This is a genomic window from Pelagihabitans pacificus, from assembly GCF_009371985.2.
Classification (GTDB): Bacteria; Bacteroidota; Bacteroidia; order Flavobacteriales; family Flavobacteriaceae; genus Pelagihabitans; species Pelagihabitans pacificus.
The window spans coordinates 88,092-112,715 of record NZ_VIKU02000007.1 but is presented as its reverse complement, the minus strand read 5'-3'; the positions used below and the strand labels follow the sequence as shown (position 1 = coordinate 112,715).

Annotated in this window: 15 protein-coding genes; 7 read left to right on the top strand and 8 right to left on the bottom strand. The window is 46.5% G+C overall.

The features are described 5' to 3' along the window. Positions 1 to 126: 126 nt before the first annotated feature. From FK220_RS18415 to FK220_RS18405, 3 genes are all read right to left on the bottom strand, one after another. A complete protein-coding gene (locus FK220_RS18415; protein WP_152575833.1) occupies positions 127 to 2,157 on the bottom strand; it encodes a glycosyl hydrolase family 95 catalytic domain-containing protein in 2,031 nt (676 codons plus the stop codon). A gap of 139 nt (positions 2,158 to 2,296) precedes the next feature. Then, on the bottom strand, positions 2,297 to 4,060 hold the full coding sequence (locus FK220_RS18410) for a hypothetical protein (protein WP_152575832.1): 1,764 nt from the start codon (positions 4,058 to 4,060) through the stop codon (positions 2,297 to 2,299). A 256-nt stretch (positions 4,061 to 4,316) separates the two neighbouring features. Continuing rightward, positions 4,317 to 6,179, bottom strand: coding sequence for a tetratricopeptide repeat protein (locus FK220_RS18405; RefSeq protein ID WP_152575831.1), 1,863 nt, complete (start codon positions 6,177 to 6,179; stop codon positions 4,317 to 4,319). Positions 6,180 to 6,305: 126 nt separating this feature from the next. On the opposite strand from FK220_RS18405, the gene guaA reads away from it, so the two are divergent. The 3 genes from guaA (at position 6,306) to FK220_RS18390 (ending at position 10,835) form a co-directional block, all read left to right on the top strand. Further along, positions 6,306 to 7,841: a glutamine-hydrolyzing GMP synthase gene (guaA, locus tag FK220_RS18400; protein WP_152575830.1), complete on the top strand. Its 1,536-nt coding sequence runs from the start codon at positions 6,306 to 6,308 to the stop codon at positions 7,839 to 7,841. Between the two features lie 2 nt (positions 7,842 to 7,843). Continuing rightward, complete coding sequence (locus tag FK220_RS18395; protein WP_238719108.1) at positions 7,844 to 10,012, top strand: LysM peptidoglycan-binding domain-containing protein; 2,169 nt, start codon at positions 7,844 to 7,846, stop codon at positions 10,010 to 10,012. A gap of 250 nt (positions 10,013 to 10,262) precedes the next feature. Continuing rightward, entirely contained in the window at positions 10,263 to 10,835 is a 573-nt protein-coding gene (locus tag FK220_RS18390; RefSeq protein WP_152575828.1) for a DUF922 domain-containing protein, read from the top strand. Between the two features lie 66 nt (positions 10,836 to 10,901). Here FK220_RS18390 and bshC read toward each other — a convergent pair whose 3' ends face one another. After that, positions 10,902 to 12,509 carry a bacillithiol biosynthesis cysteine-adding enzyme BshC gene (bshC, locus tag FK220_RS18385; RefSeq protein ID WP_152575827.1) on the bottom strand — a complete coding sequence of 536 codons (1,608 nt, stop codon included), beginning with the start codon at positions 12,507 to 12,509 and terminating at the stop codon, positions 10,902 to 10,904. Positions 12,510 to 12,898: 389 nt separating this feature from the next. Here bshC and FK220_RS18380 point away from each other — a divergent pair, with 389 nt between their 5' ends. The 4 genes from FK220_RS18380 to FK220_RS18365 all read left to right on the top strand — a co-directional run bounded on the left by FK220_RS18380 (position 12,899) and on the right by FK220_RS18365 (position 19,853). Next, the gene (locus FK220_RS18380) at positions 12,899 to 15,352 is read left to right on the top strand and encodes a M14 family metallopeptidase (RefSeq protein WP_152575826.1); all 2,454 of its coding nucleotides are present in this window, start codon (positions 12,899 to 12,901) and stop codon (positions 15,350 to 15,352) included. A 176-nt stretch (positions 15,353 to 15,528) separates the two neighbouring features. Next, positions 15,529 to 17,946, top strand: coding sequence for a penicillin acylase family protein (locus tag FK220_RS18375; RefSeq protein ID WP_152575825.1), 2,418 nt, complete (start codon positions 15,529 to 15,531; stop codon positions 17,944 to 17,946). 48 nt (positions 17,947 to 17,994) lie between these two features. Further along, a complete protein-coding gene (locus tag FK220_RS18370) occupies positions 17,995 to 18,525 on the top strand; it encodes a CIA30 family protein (protein ID WP_317168348.1) in 531 nt (176 codons plus the stop codon). A 242-nt stretch (positions 18,526 to 18,767) separates the two neighbouring features. Next, positions 18,768 to 19,853, top strand: a complete 1,086-nt coding sequence (locus tag FK220_RS18365) for a hypothetical protein (protein ID WP_152575824.1) — start codon at positions 18,768 to 18,770, stop codon at positions 19,851 to 19,853. 89 nt (positions 19,854 to 19,942) lie between these two features. Here the strand turns inward: FK220_RS18365 and FK220_RS18360 are convergent, their stop codons facing one another. From FK220_RS18360 to FK220_RS18345, 4 genes are all read right to left on the bottom strand, one after another. Then, the gene (locus FK220_RS18360) at positions 19,943 to 21,496 is read right to left on the bottom strand and encodes a serine hydrolase (protein WP_152575823.1); all 1,554 of its coding nucleotides are present in this window, start codon (positions 21,494 to 21,496) and stop codon (positions 19,943 to 19,945) included. Positions 21,497 to 21,605: 109 nt separating this feature from the next. Further along, positions 21,606 to 22,709, bottom strand: a complete 1,104-nt coding sequence (locus FK220_RS18355; protein WP_152575822.1) for a Gfo/Idh/MocA family protein — start codon at positions 22,707 to 22,709, stop codon at positions 21,606 to 21,608. Positions 22,710 to 22,722: 13 nt separating this feature from the next. Continuing rightward, positions 22,723 to 24,009 carry an aminotransferase class V-fold PLP-dependent enzyme gene (locus FK220_RS18350; RefSeq protein ID WP_238719106.1) on the bottom strand — a complete coding sequence of 429 codons (1,287 nt, stop codon included), beginning with the start codon at positions 24,007 to 24,009 and terminating at the stop codon, positions 22,723 to 22,725. A gap of 49 nt (positions 24,010 to 24,058) precedes the next feature. After that, positions 24,059 to 24,601: a DUF4287 domain-containing protein gene (locus FK220_RS18345; protein WP_152575821.1), complete on the bottom strand. Its 543-nt coding sequence runs from the start codon at positions 24,599 to 24,601 to the stop codon at positions 24,059 to 24,061. Between the last annotated feature and the right edge of the window lie 23 nt (positions 24,602 to 24,624).

The following is a 24,624-nucleotide window of genomic DNA, read 5'->3' as shown; positions in this document are numbered from 1 at the left end:
TTTGTTTTAAAGATACATTTTATTGTTAACAATCTTGTTCAGGAAAAATAAAAAACAGGCCTAAGCCTGCTTTCCATTTTTTCGATGTCATGCGTTTCTCAAGAACAACAAAATAAGTTTGATTATCTATTCCACCTTATAGGTTTTCTTTTCCGGTCCCACCCCGGTGATTGTAAGCGACTTCCATTCCTTGGGTAGTATCGGGTTTTTCTGTACGATACCCTCCTCGGTAATATGGAGTCCCCCAAAGCCAAATAATACTACCTGCAGCATGCCCCCGGCACCGGTCGCAAAATAGGGGTTATCGCTGGTGGCGGCCTCTGCCAAGGCTCCGAAGGGCGGACGTTTGTTGGGCTCGTAGCTGCGACGGAACAGGCGGTAGGCTTCTTTGGCATCGCCCAACCGGGCGTAGATGACCGCAAATACCGATTGCCCCATGGCCGGGCCTTCCTCAGCCAGTTTGGGCTCATAGTATTTCAAATCCTTGAGAACAGTTTCCTGGTCGTTCACGATATTCAGGGGATAGGTCAAGAGGTTCACATCGGCCTGTTTGATGCGTTCCCCGTCGTAGGTAGCATGTTCCCTGGTGGTGCCATCCTCGAATTTCAGGATGCGGATGTTGGAGGCTACATCGTTCCACATCAAGGGTATGGGCTCGCCTACTTCGGCAGCGGCCAGAATGGCGAACTGTAACGCAGTGATGGCCGATCCATTGGTAAAGGCGTTGTCATCTACGTTGGGAGCAAATTCGTTGGCACCGACCACGTTTTTGATGCTGTAGGAGCCATCATTGTTTTTGGTGGCCCGGCTGACCCAGTAATCGGCGACTTCCTTCATCAAGGGATAGCCCCGTTCCTTAAGCCACTCGAGATTTTGGGTTACCCGATAATAGTTCCAAAAGGCAATGGCCACATCGGCCGTGATATGGTGTTCAAATGTGCCGGTGAGTGCCCATGCCGGGGTGGCTTCCTCCCCGGTATCATCACTTTCCCAAGGGAACATAGCGCCCTTATACCCAAAATTGATCGCTTTTTCCTTGGCCTTGCCCAAACGGTCGGAACGGTAATTGACCAGGGAGCGGGCGATATCTTGGTTGAGCAGTAGGAGGGGAGGGAACATCCAAAGTTCGGTATCCCAAAAAATATGGCCGTTGTAGTTTTGGGAGGAGAGTCCCATCGGGGCGATGCTCAGGTTGGAATCCCCTCGGGAAAAAGCGTACAGATGATACAGCGCCAAACGCACATCCAATTGGTCTTGTACATTGCCCTCGATGATGATATCCCCTTCCCATAAGTCTTCCCATAGTTTGAAATGTTGACCTAGTAAATCGTTCCGAGGCGTCAATAAATTAAAGATGACAAAGCGCTCCGATTCGGTTTGGGGGTCTTCAAAGTCCTGGGTGGAACATTCGGCACCCGTCCATGCAAATTCAAAAACCTCTCCCTTTTTCAATTCTTGTTCAAAGGAAAGTCGATTGTCATATTCGGTTACTTTTTCGTGGGTGAGTTCGGGCCGTTGGTTTTCCCGGGTCGAATTGATGGCATGCCAAATAAAGGTGGCCGAGGTACCGACCGTGTGTCGCCCTAGACGGCTTTTGGCGACCGTTTGCAGAATCGGCATGGTCGTTTCCAGGTCCTGTAAGATGCGAAACGTACTGATGGGGTCTTGATACGTTTCGGGAGTGCTTATTTTTCCCGTTACCTTCAATTTTAACAATTTTGTAGGAATCACCTTAACATCAACATAACCAGTGTATTGCACATTCCGAAGTGCATAAATGGTATAAGAAATATTCGCTTTGTCCTTAAAGGTGAAGGAAGTGGTAAAAGCCGCGGTTTTCATGTCCAATTCCTGCCGAAAATCACTGATATTATCCTTGGTCACCAACTCCCCGTCGACTTCCATATCGAGATTGGCGAAGTTCATCCCAAGGAGAATTTTGCTTACCCCAAGAGGCGATTCCTTGTCATACACATTGTTGAGAATGATCGATTTGGTCTGAAAAGGTTTGTCCTCGGGAAGGATTCCAATACGTCCATTGGCAGCGACAATTCCAGTGTATTGATCCACCTTTCCACTCGAGATTGTCCAGCCGTCTTCTTGGGCAGTTCCTATGGCACTGAGAAGAAATAGTAAAGCGATTAAAAGAGGTTTCATATGTGATAGGTTTATCTCGTATTCGGACGATGAATATACCAAACCAAGCTTTTGCATGCAAACCGTGGATTGTTGCCCGATGGAAAATAAAAAACAGGCCCGAAGGCCTGTTTTGAAAACTTGCTCAAATCCGTAAGTTTTAATTTTGACAATTCGCGTTGACCTCTTGCACATCACTTTTAGAATTGAAGATCTTGTCCATGGTCGCAACACCTCGTATGGTGACCTCGGCATAATCGGGGCCGATTTGTGTGATTACCCCATCGAAACCATTAAAGTGGAATTGTGTAGCGATTTGCTTTCCGCTCAAGGCTTGATTGTTGATTTGGTTTCGACCTTTGACCTGAACCCGCTGAACAACGTTTACCTTTATGTTGTCATATCTTTGAAAAGCATCGTAGGCGAGAACGGCACTTTTGGCAGGTACCGTGATTGTACGTTCAGAGAAAAAGGTTTGACTTTTAGTACCGGTCGCTTCGTTCCAATTGCTTGTTTCCGTTGAGCTTTGGGTCGTAAATTGAGCACCTGCGGAAGCTTCTGCCGAATATTTGGCGCCGTTGCCGAAGAACTTACCTTCTACTTCCATGCCAACGGTCAGGGAGAAACTTGAAGTGTTGCTAGACATGAACGAAAAGCTTTCTTCCCAACCCACCGTGGTGATCGTTTCCTCGGTTTGTGAGTTGCCGATGGTCTGTTCCAAAGAGCCGCTACCGCAATTGGTCAGTGTACTGTTGTAGCTAAATCCATTTTGTGCTGCGGGCAACAAGGGCTCCAAATAGTGGGTTTCGATTTCTTGAACCTCCCAATCGATGTTCATGGGTACCAATCTCACCAATAATTCCTCACCTTCGGCGGCACCTACGGTAAGACCGACACCGGGTGTAACTTTGATAGGTTCAAAATAGGCATCCGTCACACGGTAAACCCCATTGGTTACTTTATGTAAAACAAATTGTTGGTTTAGCCTATCGGTTTTTTCATGGCCTACTTTTATTCCGTCATAACCTAAATCGAGAAAGCCATACTTCATTAGTTCGCTTTTTAAATAGCTGTCCGACGCTTGGTGTTTAATATTGAAATGATTCGCTTTGCCTTCTATGGCTTCAAAAAAGAAGGAGGAGTTCTCTTCATCACCCGTGAATTCAATGGTGGATGTCATGCTCAATAGATCGTTGTACAAGTAACTCGACTGATCTAACGGGTTCTCTCGCAAAATCCGACGAAAAGCTGCCCTGTTTTCAGGTTCTACTTGGTTGTTTTCATATTTTACGGCTTGTATATAATAAGCAGTGTTCTCGACTACTTCGACTTCGGTATTCAAATCGGGTAGATTGTTAGGGTTACAGGTTGCAGGTACCGGGTTTGGCTTGAACAAAATGCTGGTAAAGGTTTCCGTGAAAATTTCAGAGCCCCCTGCATCGAACAATTTGGCGATAACCTCAACCCCATTTTTTAGAGTTTCGAGGTCAGCCTCGCTCAAATCTTCAACCGGCAATTTGATTTGACCCATAAATGCGTAGGGATCTAGATCAATGGTTTGAGAATAATCAGCCGAGGTGCCTTTAACTTCAAGTTGGGCCTTTACGGGGTAATAACCTTTTTTGGCTAATTCCCTTGTATTGAGCACCATGCCGATATCCCCTTTATACGTTTCGAGGTCTTCTTCGGTAATGCCATCGTTTTCGGTGATTTGTCCATCACCTCCGGTATTGTCAGGACACCCCTGATTGCTGGCAGGTCCGGCTTCTGAGGGGCATTGGTCATCGGAATCGGTAATGCCGTCTTTGTCGGTATCGACTACCTGTACCGGGGGTACCACTTCGTCTTTGCTGCATGAAGTAAGGCCTATGGTCAAGATAACCAATAAGACAAGTCTAAAAAATCTGTTTTGCGTTTTCATCATCTATTTGTTTTGCGGTTAAACTTAAATTTGATTTTGTGTGACCTACTCGGTTTTGATCTGCAGTATCGAACCGAGCAAGACCACAAAACTTGTTGTTGACATATAACAACACCACAAACCTAAAGCTTGGGTTTCGGGTCTAAAAAAAGGAAGGGGGTACGAAAAGGGTACGCCTAATTTAAGAGGGGGTACAAAAAGGGTACAGGTTGGAAACCCTCGATTTTATTGGGTGTTCGGGAGGATAAAATTTGAACAATCAAATAGCCATCACCGTGGTTTCAAGGGAATCTTCTGGTGAAAGGTCCATTTTTTTGCGCAAACGCTGGCGGGCTTTTTTGACCCCGTCGGAAGAAATATTGAGGATATTGGCAATCTCCTTTGAAGAGAGGTTCATCTTCAACAAGGCCATGAGGCGGAGTTCATTTTTGGTGATATCAGGGTATTTTGCCATGGCCAGTTTCGCAAAATCTTTATGCACCGCCTCAAAGTATTGTGTAAAATTCTCCCAGGCCTTGTCGTCTTGTTGGTCAAAGTTGATGGTCTGTATCAAGGTCTGGTAGCCTTTTTCCACATTTTCCATTGATTTCAGTTCTTTGGCCTTTTGTTTTACTTGTTCCAAGATTTCGTTCTTTTTGGCCAAGTGCAGGGCGTGGGTGGTCAATTCTTTCTTTTTAAAAGCTAGTTCGGCCTCTACCTTTTCTTTTTCAAGTTTGTTGCGTCGATTTCGTTGCCGAAAACCATAAAAACCAAAACCAAGTGCTATGAGCGATAATCCCAGACCGCCACCCAATATCAATTTTTGAAGATTACTTACTTTTTCGCGCTCTTCCAAAAGATTGATTTCAGTTTCTTGTTGGGCGATTTGTTGTTCCTTTTTTTCGGTGTCGAAGATGGCACGCATTTCCTCAATCTGTTTTGACTTTGCATCATTCAAGAAGTTTTCCTTTAATTCATGAAAATTCTTATAATCATCAAATGCTTCAGTCAGATTACCTGATTTTTTATTTGCTAATGCCCGATGATAATATGCTTCTGCGAGAAAGGAATTAGCTTTTTTATTTTCTCCTACCTCTACGGCCTTATTTAGATATCGCAAAGCACTATTTTCATCGTCTAACTTATTGTGAATATTTCCCAGCATGTTCATCGATTCAAGGATACCGTTTGATATTTCGATCTTTTCGTAAATCTGAAGCGCTTTTTTGGCGTGGTCCAAAGCCTGGTTCAAATTTTCTTGGTCAAGACTTATCTTGGCTAAAATGTTGAGCGCATCAGCCTGCATTTCAGGGGCTTGCATTTCAGTTGATAATTTCAGCCCTTTTTGGGCAAATTTTTCCGCATTTTCTAATTTGTGCAAGTCTAAATAGTTTTCACTAAGATTGATGTTGGCGACAGCAGAAAAATAATTATTGTTGTTTTTCTCGAGAATTTCCAACGCTTCAAGATTGTACTTGATCCCTTGTTCAAAATTACCAAGGCTATTCTCGACGATTGCCAATTGAACCAAAGCATCGGCCTTACCACTTTCATTTTGGAGCGCATTGTAAATTTGATATGAGTTCAAGGAGCTTTGCAATGCACGCCTGTAGAAACCTTGATGTTCGTAAACACGGCTTAACATATCATAATTATAAGCTACATCTACAGAATCATTTAAAGACTTATATGCCTCAATGCTTTTTGATAAAACACTATCTGCATATTTATAATTTCCCTTTTTAAATTCTAGCAAGGCTATGTTATCTTCAGCTCTCGCAATGGCAAGAATATCATTTTTTTGTTTTCGAAGGTCAAGGACTTCTCTATAATAGAACTTAGCGGAATCATTTTGTTGCGACTGATGATAAAATCCGGCCAAATATTCATTTGCGATAGCTAGATGTTCATAATTTTTGGTTTTATTCGCTATCCTTAAAAGTTCACGCGCGTATTCTTCGGACTTCGGCAGATCATTTAAAAAGGTCTTTTTGTAAAGTTCTCTGGTAGTTTGAAACTTTACGCTGTCCGCGATATTGGCATTATTGTAAATGGATAATAAACTGTCTATCTCTTCTTGTGCGTATGACAGCATGCATGAAAATAAAAGTAGAATGATTTTGAGGGTCCTGTAAAACTTCATATCGGTTTGGCTTTGTGGGGAGTTCTAAAATACAGATTTTTTTAACATTTGGACTCTTGTTAAAAACCTCTTGTAAATATCCAGCAAGAACGCTTCCCCAAATTTCCGATTTTCCTATTTTTGCCCATGCAAAACAACGTCCTTATTCTCGACTTCGGTTCGCAGTACACCCAACTCATTGCCAGAAGGGTACGTGAACTGAATATTTTCTGCGAAATCAAACCCTATAACAAGCTTCCCGAAGACCTTTCCGCATATGGGGCGGTCATTCTTTCGGGATCACCATACTCCGTACGGGCCGAGGATGCCCCCCATCCCGACCTGTCGGAAATCAAGGGAAAAAAACCGCTCTTGGGGGTTTGTTACGGGGCACAGTACCTGGCCCACTTTAATGGGGGTAGTGTGGAAAAATCGAATACCCGGGAGTACGGGCGGGCCAACCTGACCGCCATCTCCGGTACCGAACCCTTTTTCTATGAGATTACAGATGGCTCCCAGGTATGGATGAGCCATGCCGACACCATAAAGACACTCCCGGAAAACACGACCTTGCTGGCCAGTACCCACGACGTTAAGAATGCGGCCTTTAAATTCGATGGGGAGGATACCTATTGCATCCAATTCCACCCCGAAGTATACCACACCACCCAAGGCAAGCAACTATTGGAAAATTTCTTGATCCATATCGCGGGCCTCAAACAAACCTGGACCCCGGATGCCTTCGTGGAAAAAACGGTTGCCGAACTCAAGGAAAAAATAGGGAGTGACGACAAAGTGATTTTAGGGCTATCGGGCGGGGTCGATTCCACCGTGGCCGCCGTTTTGTTGCACAAGGCGATCGGAACCCACCTTCATTGTATTTTTGTGAACAACGGTCTGTTGCGGAAAAACGAGTTCGAGGATGTGCTCGAACAGTACAAGGGCATGGGCCTCAATGTAAAGGGTGTCGATGCTTCGGCACGTTTTTTGGACGCCTTGGCCGGGGAGAGCGATCCCGAGAAAAAAAGAAAGATCATCGGACGGGTGTTTATCGAAGTATTCGACGACGAGGCACACTTGGTCGAGGATGCCAAATGGCTGGCGCAGGGCACCATCTATCCGGATGTGATCGAATCCGTCTCGGCCACCGGCGGCCCTTCAGCGACCATCAAAAGCCACCACAATGTTGGGGGCTTGCCCGATTTTATGAAACTGAAAGTGGTAGAACCTTTAAAGATGTTGTTTAAGGACGAAGTACGGCGTGTAGGGGCCAGTTTGGACATCCATCCCGAACGTTTGGGCCGTCATCCCTTTCCCGGACCAGGTCTCGCGATCCGCATCCTAGGGGATATTACCCGGGAAAAAGTAGCGATTCTACAAGAGGTGGATCATATTTTTATCCAAGGATTACGCGATTGGGGATTATATGATCAGGTCTGGCAGGCCGGAGCCATGCTTTTACCCGTACATAGTGTAGGGGTGATGGGCGACGAGCGCACTTATGAAAAATGTGTAGCTTTACGGGCGGTGGAAAGTACCGATGGAATGACCGCCGATTGGGTGAATTTGCCCTATGAATTTTTACAAAAAACCTCGAACGATATTATCAACAAAGTACCGGGCGTGAATCGTGTGGTGTATGACATCAGCTCCAAACCCCCGGCGACGATAGAATGGGAATAACCATGAAAAGCTATTTCAAACACATAGGCTTTGCATTACTATTTGTAGTGTTCAGTTGCAAGGTAACGGCTCAAAAATTTACCAGTCATAACGTACAACAGGGGGAGACCCTGGAACAAGTGGCCCAAAAATACGGGGTGACCATTGCCGACATTCTTATCTACAACAAAGAAATCAAGGTGGGTCAAGACCTCAGGCCCAATACCATCCTAGTGATTCCGGCAAAAAGACAACAGGCTGGGGCCAAACTACCCGATGCCACCTATCCCCGGGGAGGGGAAGATACCAAGGAGTTGGCAACGTTGCAGGAGGCACCTATCGGCTTTACCTCCCACAAGGTACGAAGAAAGGAAACGCTCTACGGTATTGCCAAACGTTACAATATCACCGAGGAAGACATTAAACGCTATAATAAGGAGTTGTATTCCTCCCAGTTAAAGAAAAAGATGGTGCTCCGTATCCCGAAATACAAAAGGCCCAGGCCTGAAGATATGGAACTGTCGATGGATTCCCTAGATACCTACACCGTGGCCCCCAAGGAAACGCGCTGGAGTATCGCGCATAAATACGGCATTACCATCGATAGCCTATTGGTTCTGAATCCCGATTTATCAAAAACCTCGGATTATTTAAGGGAAGGACAGGAGCTAAAGGTTCCCAGAAAACCGGGTAGTTCGATCAAGGAACAGGAGACGCAATTGTACCGATCCTACACGGTACCGCCCAAAATGAATTTTTATCAGCTCGAACGGCAGTTCGGGGTCAAGGCCGAAGAAGTAGTGCGCTTGAATCCGGAGATCAGTGAACGGGGCGGCCTCAAGGAAGGCATGGTCATTCGACTCCCGGAACGGAAGCTGGATCCCGGTGATGTGAATACCGACAATTACATTTTTTACGAAGTGAAACCCAAACAGACCGAGTTCTCGCTGACCCGTAAGTTGGGCATTGGCTATAGGGAGTTGTTGGAACTGAATCCGGCACTGAAAGACGGACTCAAGGCAGGGATGGTCTTAAAATTACCCAAGACCCAAAAGGGCAATTTTGAGGTGCGCAATGCCCTGGTGCTCGACAAGATCGATTTGATGGACAGTATCAACCCAGCGGTGAAGCCCAAAGTGTTGTTCCTGTTACCCTTTCGTTTGGATCGCCTCAACATGGGCGAAAAGGAGTCTGTAAAGGAAGCCATAACAAAAAGAAATGATGTAAAATTGAGCCTAGGACTGTATTCGGGGGCGTTGATTGCTGTCGATTCTATCGCCGAATTGGGGATTTCCGTCGACGTGAAGACTTTGGATAATGAGTTGAACCTGAACAAGACCAAAGAGTTATTGTCCAGGGAAAGTTTAGGGGAGTACAATGCTATCTTCGGTCCCTTGGACGCCCTTTCGATAAAAGAAACCGCGGTCAGGGCATCCGGTGTGGAAGTGCCGGTGGTAGCTCCAATACCCGTTCAGAGCAACATCAGTTTGCCCAATGTATTTTTTACCTATACCCCCCAGCACATACTGCGTGAACAAATGCTCACCTATATGGATAGCTTGGTCACCGATCAAAATATCATAATCATCGCCGATAAAAAGAACGATACGGTTCAAAAGATGCTTTTACAACGGTTTCCCCAGGCAAAAGTGGCCGAATTGATTGAAGAGGAAAAGAACATTTCGCTCGATTTGGAAAAATTTGTGGAACTGTTATCGCCCGAGCAGGAAAATTGGGTGTTCTTGGAAACCGACAACGAGAAATTGGTTCCCAGTGTGAGTTCCATCCTCAACTCGAGCAATACCGAGGAGGTGAAAGTACGCATGTTTACGACCAACAGGAACAGGGCCTTTGATAACGAGGCCATTTCGATAACCCACCTGTCAAATTTGAGATTCACCTATCCCTCAGTGAGTAGGGAGGTCGCCAACAACGCCTTTGTAAAGAGGTATCAAGAGCGATTCGGGGATGTGCCCGATCGATTTGCAGTTCGTGGTTTTGATGTGATGTACGATCTACTATTGAAGCTGGCCTACAAGAACGACCTCTTCGCAATCTCCAAAATTATTGGGGAAACCGAATATGCCGGAAACAAATTCAGTTACGAAAAAGACCCAGCCTCGGGTTATTTCAATCAGTCTTCCTATATCATTACCTACGAGGAGATGCGGATAAAGGAACTGAAACTTTAAAACTCCTACAACCACCACATCAACTTCTTGGAACACGTGATACAAAACGTGTTGCGGCATTTTGTCTTGGGCATACTTTTGGCAACAAATTTCCGTTAGTAATGGTAGACTCCCTCCGGGCAGTCCCACGAGGCAGTCAACTGAAAAAATATGTCGACTTTAAGACCTTTTGCCATCGAAATGGCTTTATGAGGACGGCCAGGTTTTAAAGCATTAAAATCTCGATTGCCGAGTCAATTGGGTTTTTGCAATGCAACTTACGCAGGTGCAAGGCCCTAAAAAAGTTGTATTCTTGGGTATCCGTTCGTACATTATAATTGGTTTGCTGGTAGTTTGCTCAGCGTTTGTACATCCCGTTCAAGAGGAGACCATAGCCTGGACACCCAATACCAGGTTGAATTGGAACAATTTTAAGGGAAGGCCCAGCAATTCAAGGGCGGCGGCGGTAACCGCCAGTGGAATTTCCTATACGTTTTCCTCGATGATCAACGGGGATGACGTACAGCTCGATTTTCGGGTAAGTGCTCATTTTTACCCCGATCAATCGTGGTATCAGCCGGCACTTTGTGATTCGGTCATTTTAGGACATGAACAACTGCATTTCGATATCTCGGAACTCTATGCCCGTAAAATGCGAAAGCGTTTGGCGGAAACCAAGTTTACCAAAAACGTAAAGGCCGAGATAAAGGCCATTTATCGGGAGATTACCAAGGAATTGAACGATTTTCAGAACCATTATGACGAGGAGACCAATTTCTCAAGGAATCGGGAGCAGCAGTTTGAATGGAACGACAAAATCGGTGCGGCCCTGGGCAGAAAGTAAACGTTTTGTCGGATGGTCTATTTTGGACAAGAAAAACTTTTCAATATTTACCTGCACAAGTAGCATTTACTTCCCATATTTCAAAATCATAAACTCGGTTTGTAAAGGTTTTAGGCTTTTTACGAGCGTCGGAATCAACTCCGTTCCCAGTTCCAGGTAGACCTCTGCAAAGTTTTGATTTCTTTCTTGAAGCGACTGGTTGGGAAATAATTGGTTCTGTAAATCGGTCATCCGCTCGACGTGGTCGGCCAATTTACGTTTCTGTGCCTTCAGTAGTCGCTTTTCGAGTTTGTCCAGTCCGTTTTTCTGCTTAACCTCCTGGGCTTTGACCGCCCCCAAAAAGGAAGGGTCGGTCTTTTCGGCTAGTTCGTAAAGCGCCTCGAACTGTTTTTCCAAGTGTTGCTTTTGCGGAGAAAAGTCGATATCGATGTTCGAGATTTCGCGGATTTTCTTATTGATGTAAGCGTGTTGTTCCAAGAATAAGTCCTCCACCGAGAGATTCAGCTTCCCCAGTTTCTTTTGTTGCTTTTTGGAGATGAGCAAAGCGGAGTTACGCAAAAGCAGTATGGGAAACGGCACTTGCATGGCATCGAACATTGCTTTGAGTTCCAACCAATAGGCTATTTCACCGCCCCCACCGATATAGCAGAGGTTGGGAAGAATCACTTCTTGATATAGGGGCCGGGCGATTACGTTGGGAGAGAAGCGCTCCGGGTGTGTTTCCAACTCTGTTAATAGGGCCTCTTTCGAAAACTGCAAATTAGTCTCATTGACAAAGAAATGGTCGTCTTTCTCGATAATGCGTTCGCGAAGACCATCTTTAAGATAAAAATAATTGATTTCCCTCGGGTTCACCTGAATCCCATATTTTTCCGGTAACCCATCAAGTGCTGCAATGGTTTCGGAGACCATGGAAAAGGCCAGGTTTTCCAATAGATCCCTTTTGGCGTATGGCACAAGCAGTCGCTTCAAAGCCGCATCATCCCCGTCCAAGATGACAAGTCCGTATCCCCCAAAAAGTTCATTCGCCAGATATCGGGTCGCCTCGGTCAGGGTGTCGTGTTCCAAATACGCTTTCCGGAAAAGTGATTTCAGTGCCTCCGCGTTTTTACCGGGCCCGATTTCATTCGCCAAGGCATCGTAGACCTCTTGGAGCCCTTCTGTGGCCAAACGCCCTACCGCCCCCTTGACCTCTTTGTTCCACTGCAGTTTTTTTCCCTTAAAGTTGAAGTAGTTGATTTCGTCGAAATCATGGTCTTCGGTAGCCATCCAATACACCGGCACAAAATTGAACTTTGGATACGCCGTTTTCAATTCTTGGGTCAGATTGATGGTCGAAATGATTTTATAGAGAAAATACAAGGGCCCGGTGAACAAATTCAATTGATGTCCCGTAACCGCCGTAAAGGTAATCGGTTCCTTTAATTGCCTAAGGTGATCCTTGGTCTTTTTGGAGGTCTTGGTATCCCGATACTGCCGTTGTAGGGCGTCGTACAGTACCTCGCGATGGGCGAGGGGGAAATGGGTCGCTTTTTCTTCGAGCTGGCCCTTGAAATCCTTCAAGTGGAAAAACCGATTATAGAAAGGGTGCAGCGTTTTCTTTTCGTCGAGGTAGTCACAAATGAGTTTGGAAAAATACCCGGTTTTTGTAAAGGGAATACAGTCAATGTCCATAAGAGGCGTAAAATGCTGGTAAATATAAAACGCTTAGCGTTTTTTGGTTCCTAAAAATACGTTAATGAACTCATTTATACTTTTTCTTTTTCCTGCAAAATTCACATTTTGCACCATGTCCTTGTCATTTTTCACCATCGGAGCACCGCAATGCCCTATAAAAACAGCAACATCGCGCCGAAGAGGCAGGGATTTCCGGTTCCTAATAAAAAGTACAAATACCTTCAATTGCATTCATCCGGAATTTTGTTCGGGGCAACGGATTTTAAGTCGCTTTTTACTTCAAATTCACTAGATTTGAAGGAAAGGGACAACCTCGGTGTTTTGTGGGTTTCGGCGTAGTTCTTTGTTCCCTTCCCAAAATATAACAGTAATCTAAATTGCATCGTTTGAGAACACTTTTACATTCCTTTTGTTTTGTCTTTTCCTTTTCGGTAATCGCGCAGGATTTAAAATCCCCCTCCGAGTTCTTGAGCTATGAACTGGGTACCCAGTTTACGCGGCATCATGAGGTAGTCGATTATTATCAATATGTGGCGGAAACGGTGCCGAATCGCATGCAACTGATCCAGTATGGGAAAACGAATGAGCGCAGGCCGTTACTAGTCGCATATCTTTCCTCGGCGGCCAATATGGCCGACTTGGAGAACATCCGCCAAGAACATCTAAAAAATACCAATGGGGGTGGTACCCCTTCCAAGGCCATTGTATGGTTGAGCTACAACGTGCATGGGAACGAAAGTGTGAGTACCGAGGCATCGATGCAAACCTTATACGACCTCCTGACCGATAAAAGTGATTACCTGGAGAATACCGTGGTCATTATGGATCCCTGTATCAACCCCGATGGGCGTGACCGTTATGTAAATTGGTACAATCAGAATAAAAATACCCCGAATAATGCAGACCCGAATAGCAAGGAACATCACGAAGGATGGTTGACCGGACGTTCCAACCACTATATGTTCGACCTCAATCGGGATTGGGCCTGGTTGACCCAAGTAGAAAGTCAACAGCGGTTGAAGTTCTTTAATAAGTGGTTGCCGCATGTACACGTTGATTTTCACGAGCAGGGGGTAAACAATCCCTATTACTTCGCTCCGGCGGCAGAGCCTTTTCATGAGGTCATTACCGATTTTCAACGCGATTTTCAGGTGACCATTGGAAAAAACCATGCGAAGTATTTTGACGCCAACGGATGGTTTTACTTTACCAAAGAGGTGTTCGATCTCTTGTATCCCAGTTATGGGGATACCTACCCTACCTACAATGGGGGAGTTGGAATGACCTACGAACAGGGCGGTAGTGGAAGGGCCGGTCTCGGTATCGTAACCCGTATAGGCGACACCTTGACCCTAAAAGACCGAATTGCCCATCACCTGACGACGGGACTCTCGACCGTAGAGGTCGCTTCCAAAAATGCCCAAAGACTGAACGATGAATTCAAGAAGTTTTATCAAAATAAAAATTTTAAGTACAAGAGTTATGTGCTGCAAGGCGATGCCGACAAAATCGATGCACTGACCGCTCTGCTCGATCAACATCAAATTGAATACGGTACTGCTGATGGTGCCACCGCAAAGGGCCTGCGATATGGCAACGGAAAAATGGGAAGCATCAAGATTTCCGACCCATCCTTGGTCGTTTCGACAAACCAACCCAAGGGGACTTTGGTGAAGGTGCTTTTTGAACCCAATGCCAAGCTCAGCGACTCGGTCACCTATGACATTACCGCTTGGTCCCTTCCATTCGCCTACGGATTGGATGCAACGGCGACTACCAATTTGATCCAGGGAAGTTCCTATGAAAAAAAGACGGTAAACAATTCAGGACTGGACCCACAGGCCTATGCCTTTTTAACCGATTGGAGCAGTATGAAGGATGCCCGTTTTTTGGCGGCCCTCCTACAGAAGAAAATACGCGTACGCTACGCTCAAAAACCCTTCGTAATGGATGGGAAAAACTATGACCGTGGTACCTTGATCATCACTAGGGCCGATAATAAGAATCATCCAGATTTTCTCGGCACCCTGTCCACGGTGGCGAACGAGCACCTTATTTTGCTCACGGCTACTTCCACCGGTTTTGTCGAAGGGGGCAAGGATTTTGGCTCGGGTTATGTGCAAATGGTACCTGATATAAAGGTGGCGGTGCTTTCCGGAGAACCGACCTCGACCTTGCGGTTTGGGGAAATTTGGCACTTTTTTGAGCAGCAACTGCACTATCCCGTTGCGGTCATTGATAGCGAGTACATGCGTCGTGTCGATTTATCCGAGTATGACGTATTGATACTGCCGGGAGGCAGGGGCTATCAAGGTTTCATCGATGAAAGCAAACTCTCCGAATTAAAGGAATGGGTGGGTAACGGCGGTAAACTGATTGCCATGGGAGGAGCGATAAAAGGCCTTACCGGGGAAGGGGGATTCGGACTTAAACCGACCGAAAGTAAGAAAGACAGTGCGGTGAACCCACAGTCCTACGACGCATCGGAAAGGGACCGTATCAAGGGAGCTATCACCGGAGCTATTTTCAAGACCAAGGTCGATACTACCCATCCCTTGGCGTACGGATACGGGGATTCCTATTTTAGCCTTAAGTTAGGTGCAGACGCCTACCAATATATGGATAGTGGTACCGTGGTATACCTGGAAGAGGGGTATACGGAGCCGATTGCCGGTTTTGCTGGAAGTGAAGCCCAGGGCAAAATCGGGAACACCCTAGTATTCGGGGTAGAAAATAGGGGTAGGGGCTCGGTCATTTATATGGTCGACAACCCTCTTTTCAGAGGTTTTTGGGAAAACGGAAAGCTGTTTTTTGCCAATGCCCTTTTTATGGTCGATTGAGCCGGGTTACCATAGCATTGCGTTTTTGTTGCCCCTCCCCATTGCAACAAGGCCGGGTATAGGCGGATGAAGGAGCTGTCGGTATTCAAAAATATCCCTTAGTAACAGACATCGGTAAGGGGTATTCGACAAACAAGCACTTTATTTTGTAATTTTCTTCATCCACAAGAACAGCTATGAAATATTTTAAACGTCCGCTCCTACTTTTGATGGTTGCACTTCTTTTGCTGAACTGTAAAAAGGAGGGTGATGGTACCCGCGAAATCCACCTACAAGGGTTGCAGCAAACTGTGGAGGTCATTCGGGATGAGGCCGGCATCAATCACATCTATGCCCAAAACCAGCACGATCTCTTTTTTGCCCAAGGCTACTGCGCTGCCAAAGACCGCTTGTTCCAGTTTGAAATCTGGCGACGACAGGCGACGGGAACGGTAGCGGAAATTCTCGGGGAGCGGGAACTACAACGCGATATCGGTACACGTCTTTTTAAATTTCGGGGAGACATGAATGCCGAGATGCAATATTACCATCCCGATGGCATCGAAATTCTTACGGCCTATACCGATGGCGTGAACGCATACATCGAGGAAGTACTCCAGCATCCGGAAGCGCTTCCCATACCCTTTAAAGCCTTGGACATCCTGCCCCAAAAATGGACCCCCGAAGTAATCATCTCACGACATCAGGGACTACTAGGGAATAGTACCGAGGAGCTCGCCATCGGGAGGGCAGTGGCCAAGTTGGGGGTCGATAAGGTAAAGGAGTACACTTGGTTTCACCCAAAAGAGCCGCTATTGGAATTAGATACCGCTATCGACGGACGGCTATTGCAAGCACCTATTTTAGCGCTGTATAATGCCTATCGAAAACCGCTTACATTCGAACCATCCGATATAGTACCGGAATACCGGGTGGCCTCCAATGAACAACAAGAGGTCGGAACTACATGGGAAACCCGGGAGATGGAAAAAGACCAGATCTTTTTAGGAAGCAATAACTGGGTTACCGCCCCCTCACGTTCCGAAAACGGTCACGCCTATATGGCGAACGATCCCCATCGGCGTTTGGCGATACCCTCCCTACGTTACTGGGTACACTTGTCCGCACCCGGATGGAATGTCATCGGTGGAGGGGAACCCGAGATTCCCGGGGTATCCATCGGTCACAATGAGTATGGGGCTTGGGGTCTTACTGTTTTCGAAACCGATGGGGAAGATCTCTATGTGTATGACCTTAATCCCGATAATCTGCTAGAGTACAACTATCAAGGAGACTGGGAGGCTATGAAAACGCTCCAAGAGGTTGTCAAGGTCAAAAACCAAGGGGATGAAACGGTAACGCTGCGCTATACCCGACACGGCCCGGTAACCTATATAGATTCCGTGAACCATAAGGCCTATGCGGTACGTTGCGCCTGGATGGAACCTGGTGGTGCGCCCTATCTGGCCTCCCTTCGGATGGACCAGGCGAAAAGTTGGGAAGAGTTCCGGGAAGCTTGCAACTACAGCCACATTCCAGGAGAAAACATGATTTGGGCCGATACGGAGGGGAATATCGGTTGGCAGGCGGTGGGAATCGCCCCCATTCGTCGCAATTTTAGTGGGTTGGTTCCCGTACCGGGCGATGGGCGGTATGAATGGGATGGATACCTGCCGATTGTCCAAAAGCCAAGCTCCTTTAATCCGTCGGAGGGATTTATCGCCACGGCCAATCAAAATGTCACGCCTGACGAGTACACCGAATGGGACGCTATCGGTTACACTTGGGCCGATCCCTATCGTGGAATGCGAATCGATGAGGTCTTGGGCTCCAATAAGAAACTTTCCATTGAGGACATGAAGGCACTGCAGACCGATTACCACTCCATTCCGGCGCGTACCTTGGTGCCGCTACTGCTGTCTTTGGACTTTGAGGACGCAACGGTAGCCAATGCCAGGAATCAGTTAGTCGACTGGGATCATAGACTCCATAAAAATTCGGTTGCCGCGGGGATTTATGTCGCGTGGGAAAAAGAACTTGTGAATAGACTTTTGGAATATGTGCCCGACCCCGGGGCGGAAGAACTTTTGGATAATCTTCAAATGGCCAGACTGATGCAATGGTTGCTTCAACCTAACTTAAAGTTCGGTAGTGCCGCCAAAAGGGATGCCTATCTGGCAGGCACGTTTGAATCTGCCGTTCTCGGTCTTTCTCAAAGGCTCGGGGAAAACATAGCTTCTTGGAAATATGGTCAAGCCGCCTATAAGCATGTACAGATCAAACACCCCTTGGGTGAGGTGGTCAATTCCGAGCTACAGGCGAAACTGAATACCGAATTGAAGCCTAGGGGCGGCAATCAACATACTCCCGGGTCTACGGGTAGTGCCGACAGCCAGTTGTACGGAGCTACCTTTAAGATTATAGCGGATGTAAACGACTGGGACCGGACCATCGGCACCAACCCTCCTGGACAATCCGGAGACCCGGAAAGTCCCTTTTATAAAAATTTATATGACGGTTGGGCCGAAGAGGAATACGTTCCCATCTATTTTTCAAGATCAAAAATTGATTCCGTTGCCCAAAATCGCCAGATACTCGTACCAAAAGAACCATAAAGTTGTTGATTATTGCTATCTTGAGGGATGTTGCCAAAACGTTGGATGATGCCTCCCACAGCTATCGTAATCCTAATTATCCTGATGACGCAGTCCGCTATCCTATTTGATTTTAACACGGCCAGTGATATATCCAACTGGTACGTGGTCGATGACGGGGTCATGGGTGGTCGTTCGGCGGGTGAAATTGCGTTGAGCGACGAGGGTCATGGTGTTTTTAAAGGCACGGTTTCCCTGGAAAATAATGGTGGGTTTTCCTCGGTTCGTCATCGATTTGCATCCAAAGATGCAAGTTCCTACAATAAGTTTGTCATCCGGTTGAAGGGCGATGGTAAAAAGTACCAATTTAGGGTGAAGACCCGTACCGGGGACTACTACTCGTATATCCACGTGATGAAAACTTCGGGGAAATGGGAGTCTATCGAAATTCCATTTGATACCATGTATCCCGCTTTTCGGGGAAGAACGCTCGAACTGCCCAATTATCCAGGGGAGACGATGGAAGAAATTGCCTTTCTCATCGGGAATAAAAAGGCGGAGACGTTTCGGCTGGAGATCAACCTGGTCGAAATTCGCTAGGCCAAGCCTACTTTAATCCAACGTTCTTTATACCAAAAAAGTCATTGGTTACATGGCTTCAAACGTTCACTAATACCGATTGCTTGGAACCGTATATACAGAGTTTCCAACCGTTTATACAAATCAATTCTTTCCAATAAAAGGATATTTTTAATTTCGACCACTGTTTGTCAGTACTTCCCTCGACATTCCCCTGTACGCTCGTTACGAGTACCGTTTGAAATAATCTAAATTCACATAGTATGTTAACAAAAGACGTCACTAAAACAGTGAGCTTGGGGCCCTTGGGTTTACAAGCAAAGCCATTAGACCTTTACATTCCAAAAGACATTGCCGAGCAAACGGGAATCAATGCTTGGGCGTTGTCTAGTTTAAACAGGGTGAAACCCGTCAAGATCAACGAGGAGATCGCCAAATCGGTGCGCCGGGTTCAATTTAAGAGAAAGCCCCTTGATAAAAAGAGGGTATTGCGATTAGCGGGAAGCGAGACAGATGGTGCGCCCCTTATTCGGGAAAACTATATTGAAATCAGCATCAGTAACGGCAACGATACCCACGGTAGTAATGCCGATTACATCCTATTGCATTTTGGGGATGGCCATACCGTGCGACTGAACGGCAGACCCACAACCAAGTTCCAGAGAGGGGATACCCTTAAATGGGATTTTAATGGTATTCAGGACTTTATGGAAAATATTCATACCGATGCATGGGACGAGTTAATGTTGGAAACCGAAAGTGGTGATGGTATCAAGATTGAACACATCAAAGTGGTCCATAGCGGTGAAACCATCTTGGATTGGAATGAGACCCTATGGTTAGACGATTCCACAATGGAAGCCAGTAGATTTATTTCACTGACTGCCCAGATTTTGCAGACCAAGCTAGACCAAATCGACCATAGTTGGATTGCACAGATACACTGGGCCGCAAGGGAAATAGGAAAAACCGACCCTACAAAGTATGGTACCGAAAATGCTTGGTGCAGTGAGTTCGCCAGTTGGGCGCTTCAAAAAGCGATGTGGGGTACCCCGGATGGTAACATTGGATCGCAGTCGATGGAAAATTATTTTGCGGGAATCGGCCGGGCGCATCAGATCAGTGAAATCATGAACGGTTCCTATGTATTGAATCCCGGGGACTATTTGCGATTTGAGTGGGCCAGCGGCGGACAACATAGCGGTATCTTCATGGACTTTGTAGACGACCCGAATAATTTGACCAATAATACTAGGATAAAGACCATAGAGGGTAACACCAGTTCCACCGTCAGGGTACGTACCAGTCGAAAGCTTGGAGATGTCATCTCTTGTGGTAACACTCGGTAAGACCGTAGTAAGGAATATGGATATAAAAAACCACGGTCTCAAACCGTGGTTTTTTATGAATTCCCGGTATTTTTTGAAAGCGGGGATGGTTATTCCCCGACGATTCTGGTTAGGTTCAAATCTTGAAAATCAAAACTGAAATCAATGTTCGGGGATATCCCTTTCATCTTGATACTTTGTGCCTTGCCTTCCTCATCCAAGCCAAACATGGCGAAGGCATCAGCGTTCATATCTTGGTACTCCCATTTAACGGCGAAGGTGTTCGCTTTGTAAAGGCGCATGGGACCGTTCAGTTTGGGAGAGCGGTGACACTTCATCCATAATTGTCCGTTGTTGTCAAATACTTCGACCTTTCCGAACCAGGGATCTTTGTAGATTCCGATAAAGTTCTCTTTGACGATGTCGGTATTTTTGGCCGCTTCAACGGTTTTCCATACATTTTTTGTCACTTCGTCCCCCGAAGCCATTTTTTTCTGCAGATAGTCGTAGTTCTTTTGTACCCATTCCCCATTGTCCAGTCCCAGATAGCTATCCAGTATGGTTTGGGAAACCGAGTTAAAAAAGGCCCCGCCCCCGGGTTCCGTATTGGTCAGTACCACGATGCCCAATTTTAAATCGGGAACCAAAATGGTTTTTGACAACATTCCGGGGAGCCCCCCTGTATGGGAAACGATCATATTCCCGAGGGCATCGTTCAAAAACCATCCTAATCCGTAACCGCTAAAATGACTATGATACCGTGGGTTGGTACTGGCATTTAAGGTAGTATGTATTTTCCACATTTCGCGCTGACTTCGCACGGTAAAAAGGGTGTCTTGTAACTGCCCACCATAGGCGCCTTTATTTAGGTGTACCAACATCCATTGTGTAAGGTCGTCGACATTGGCGTAGATACCCCCGGCGGCCCCGTTGACCATTTCCTCATAGTCGGAAAAGGTTTGAAGTTCTCCATAGGCGGTCGTGTGGGGCGATGCCAATGAACTTTTGTCGGTCGCTTGTTTAAGGGAAGGATAGGAACGGTCCATCCCCAAGGGCTCGAAAATCCGTTTTTGGACAAAGGCCTCCCAACTCATGCCACTTTTACGCGCAATGAGCTCCCCAGCCACCAGATACAGCAAATTGTCATAATCGAATTGGGTGCGAAGCGCCGAAACGGGTTTGAAATATTGAAAGCTGGTAAGGATATCATCGATGGTGAAATCCGATCCATCCGGAAAAATCATCAGATCCCCGATACCCAACCCTAATCCGCTTCGATGGGTCAACAAATCCTGAATGTTAAAATTTTCGGTTACATACGAATTGTACATCTTGAATTCCGGAATATGGTCGACCACCTTGTCTTTCCAATCTATTTTTCCTTCTTCTACCAAGAGGGCCAGTGCAGTGGTTGTGAAGGCCTTGCTGTTGGACGCGATGGCAAAATTGGTGTGTTCATCTACTTCCCCTCCCGTCGCCACCGATTTGATACCATAGCCTTTGCTATGAACAACTTTGCCGTCTTTTACGATGGCAACGGCCGTACCCGCTACCTCGAACTTATCGAGGGCATCGAGCACCAGGGAGTCTATCTGTTGGTTGGTATATTGGGCTTGGGTCAAAAATGCGGTAAGCAAAAGAGTGGTGAAAAAATATCGGATCATTGTATCAACTATTAGAAGAGTAAGGTACGGAATTCTACGTTTTGGATGCCAAATCGATAGACCCCTTAAAATTGCAATAAAAAATAGTGCATAGGTTGTTGGAAAAAAATCAATCCCTTAAAATGATGGTACTATTTGTTTCGGCACTACGAAGGGCGGCATCCAAAATTTCCATGGTAATCAGGTTATTTTCCAATGAATAGGGGTCGTACGGACCCAAGGTGATTTCTCCTCGGATCACCGCGGCAAATAGGGCGAAGGGATCGTGATAGGGGGCGGTACGTTCCTCCAAATTAAAAACCTCTTCGGAAAAGCCATCATAGCCTTCCGAAATGCGGAGCCGTAACCGATTTCGGTTATCGGCATAAATAACGCCCGTTTCACCATAGACCTCCATATCCTTTCTACCGATGGGCCAGTTCCATGAGGGTTCTAGAATGGCCATGGCATTTTTGTAGGTAAGGATAATGGTGGCATCGTCATCGACCTTGGGATTGTTTTCGGGCTGCAACTGTTGGGTAACGGCGGTGACCGAAAGGGGGCGTTCGCCCTGCTGCAACCAGGTCATTAGATTGCCCCCGTAACAACCGAAGTCCATTAGTGCTCCACCGCCGTTTAGTTCAGGGTCGGTCAACCATTCCAAGAATTCTGGGCTAACGCCGATTTTTTTTGGTCCCTTATGACCATCCCGAACGATGACCTTGCGCAATGCACCTACTTTTCCTTCCTTGAGCAGTTGGTATGCTTTTTCGTTTGTGGGATACCAGGAGGTTTCATAGTTGGTCAGTAAATGGATACCGTACTCATTGGCCAGCCTACCCATCTTTTGGGCGTGTTCCCAATTGACTGCCATAGGTTTTTCTACCATGACATGAATTCCTTTTGGAGCGCAGGTCTCCACTACGGTCAAATGGTCTTTGATATTGCCAAAAGCCGCAACGGCATGGGGCTTGGTGGCCCGGATCATCTCCTCTAGGGTTCCATAGACGATCTCCATCGAAAAACCGTGCTGCTTGGCCAATCGCAAGGCCAGTTCGTTATTGGTCTCCACGATACCTACCATATTGATGTCATCTGAAGATTCCCTGTTTAGGATCCATCCTACATGACCGTGGGTCAGACCTACCACGCCCAATCGCAAGGGTTCTTTTTGTGCTTGTATCTGGAGCAAAGGCAGAAGAACCAGTATTACTATAATCAATCTTTTGGGCATTTCATTTTCTGTATTAGGTCCTAGCGATGGTATCCAAAGCTTCGATGAGGTCGTCGATTTGTTCTTTAGTGATAAAGATGGCAAACGAAAGGCGAACGGCATTCAATCCGAATTTGGTCATGGGCCGGCAATCGATGCCATATTCCTCAAAAAGTTGGTCCTTGACTTTCTGGACATCTTTCCCCACTACTTCTACTACCTGAATTCCCGCAGAGAGCGTATCGGGGCCGGGAGTTTTCAGTAGGAGCTTTGGATGTTGTTTTATTTGGCCTCTGAAATAATGTTTTAGGTCATAGGTGCGATCCTGTATTTTCTGTGCCCCGATAACGTCTCGATAATCCAGGGCAGCTCCTAGGGCCAGTAACTCGGGCAGGTTACGGGTATTATAGTTTTCCAGTCGCCGAATGCTGGTATCTTCATAACCTCGGGCCACGATCAAGGGTCGTAAATGATGTTGCGCTTCCTTTTTTGCGTAAAAAATACCCATTCCTTTGGGGGAAAAGAGCCATTTATGGGCACTCACTGTATAAAAATCACAATCCATTTCCGTTAGGTCGGTATTTAGCATGCCGGCACCTTGGGCCCCATCGACGGCTACCAGGATACCCTTTTTATGGGCCATTTCCGAAATTTCCTTGATAGGCAGCAGCATCCCATTGGTATTGACCAAATGACAGATAGAGATGACCTTGGTTTTTGGACCGATGGACTTTCGGTAAATGTTGATTATTTCATCCGTACTTTCGGGAAGTATGGGTAGGGTAGGACGCACGAGTCGAATGCCTTTGGGTCCTTGCCACACCGTCCACGGGGCGACTGCGCTCGTATGCTCATGGTCGGCCAGGATGACCTCGTCACCTTCCTTCAAATCGATACCTCGGGCGATGAGGTTCATGCCTTCGGTGGTATTGTGGATCAAGGCGATTTCTTCGGATGAAACTGAAAAAAGGTCGGCTACCTGTGTACGAACCGTTTCTTTTTCGGTTTCCCATCCGCCCCACATGTACTTGGAGGGAAAATCGTCTAACATATTTCGAAAGCTATGCGCTGCCTCCCGAATGGGTGCCGGACATGCACCAAGGGAACCATTGTTGAAATAGGTGAGTCCTTTTGCAAAGGGAAATTGGGATTGCACCGTCTCCCAGTATGACTCCGAACCGTTCGTCGCTTGACCTCTAAGTGCATCAATGGCATATTGCACCGGCTTCGTTGCCTGCGCCCATAATTTGTCGGGAGTCATGAGGCTTAGGGCCGCACCGGATCCGACGGCTTTCAGAAAGGTTCTTCTGTTTTGTGGCATTGGTTAAAGATAGGAAAATGTACCGGATGTCACCACTAATTGGAAGTCGTTACCCTGCCATTTCGTAGGCCTCGGTCACCCATTTGATCAATTCATGGTCTACCTCCGAAACTTCGAAAAGCTGCACCCGATGGGTGCACATCGTGCCGAAGGGCCCCGAATTTTGCAGGCGGGCGGTCAATTCCTTACCGGGCAGTTTCAATCCCAAATCGATACGGGTTTTGGTAGCGGGCTTTATCAAGGCGAATTGTCTTTTTCGAATGATGCTGACCGCACTTTTTTTAGGGGTGATGGTTACATCGGGTCCTAGCGCCTTCACTACGGTAAGTAAACGTTCATAAATGGGGAGTAGGGATTCTTTACCGCTATATTGATCGGCCACCAGATCTTCCGGTTCATTGTTTTCTGCCTTGGATAAGGTGACAATAGTATTGGCAAAACCATGGGTCACCCCGTGTTCCTCTTTCAAAAACTTGACCGCCTGCCCATGCTTTTCAAACGCTTGGGACTGTAATATTTTCTTCCATTCTTCCAACGATTTGCCCGTTTTTTCCGGCATGTTGTCAACCATGGTCTGTAGTGCTTTTTCCATTTTCAGGTTGTTTTGGAAACCTT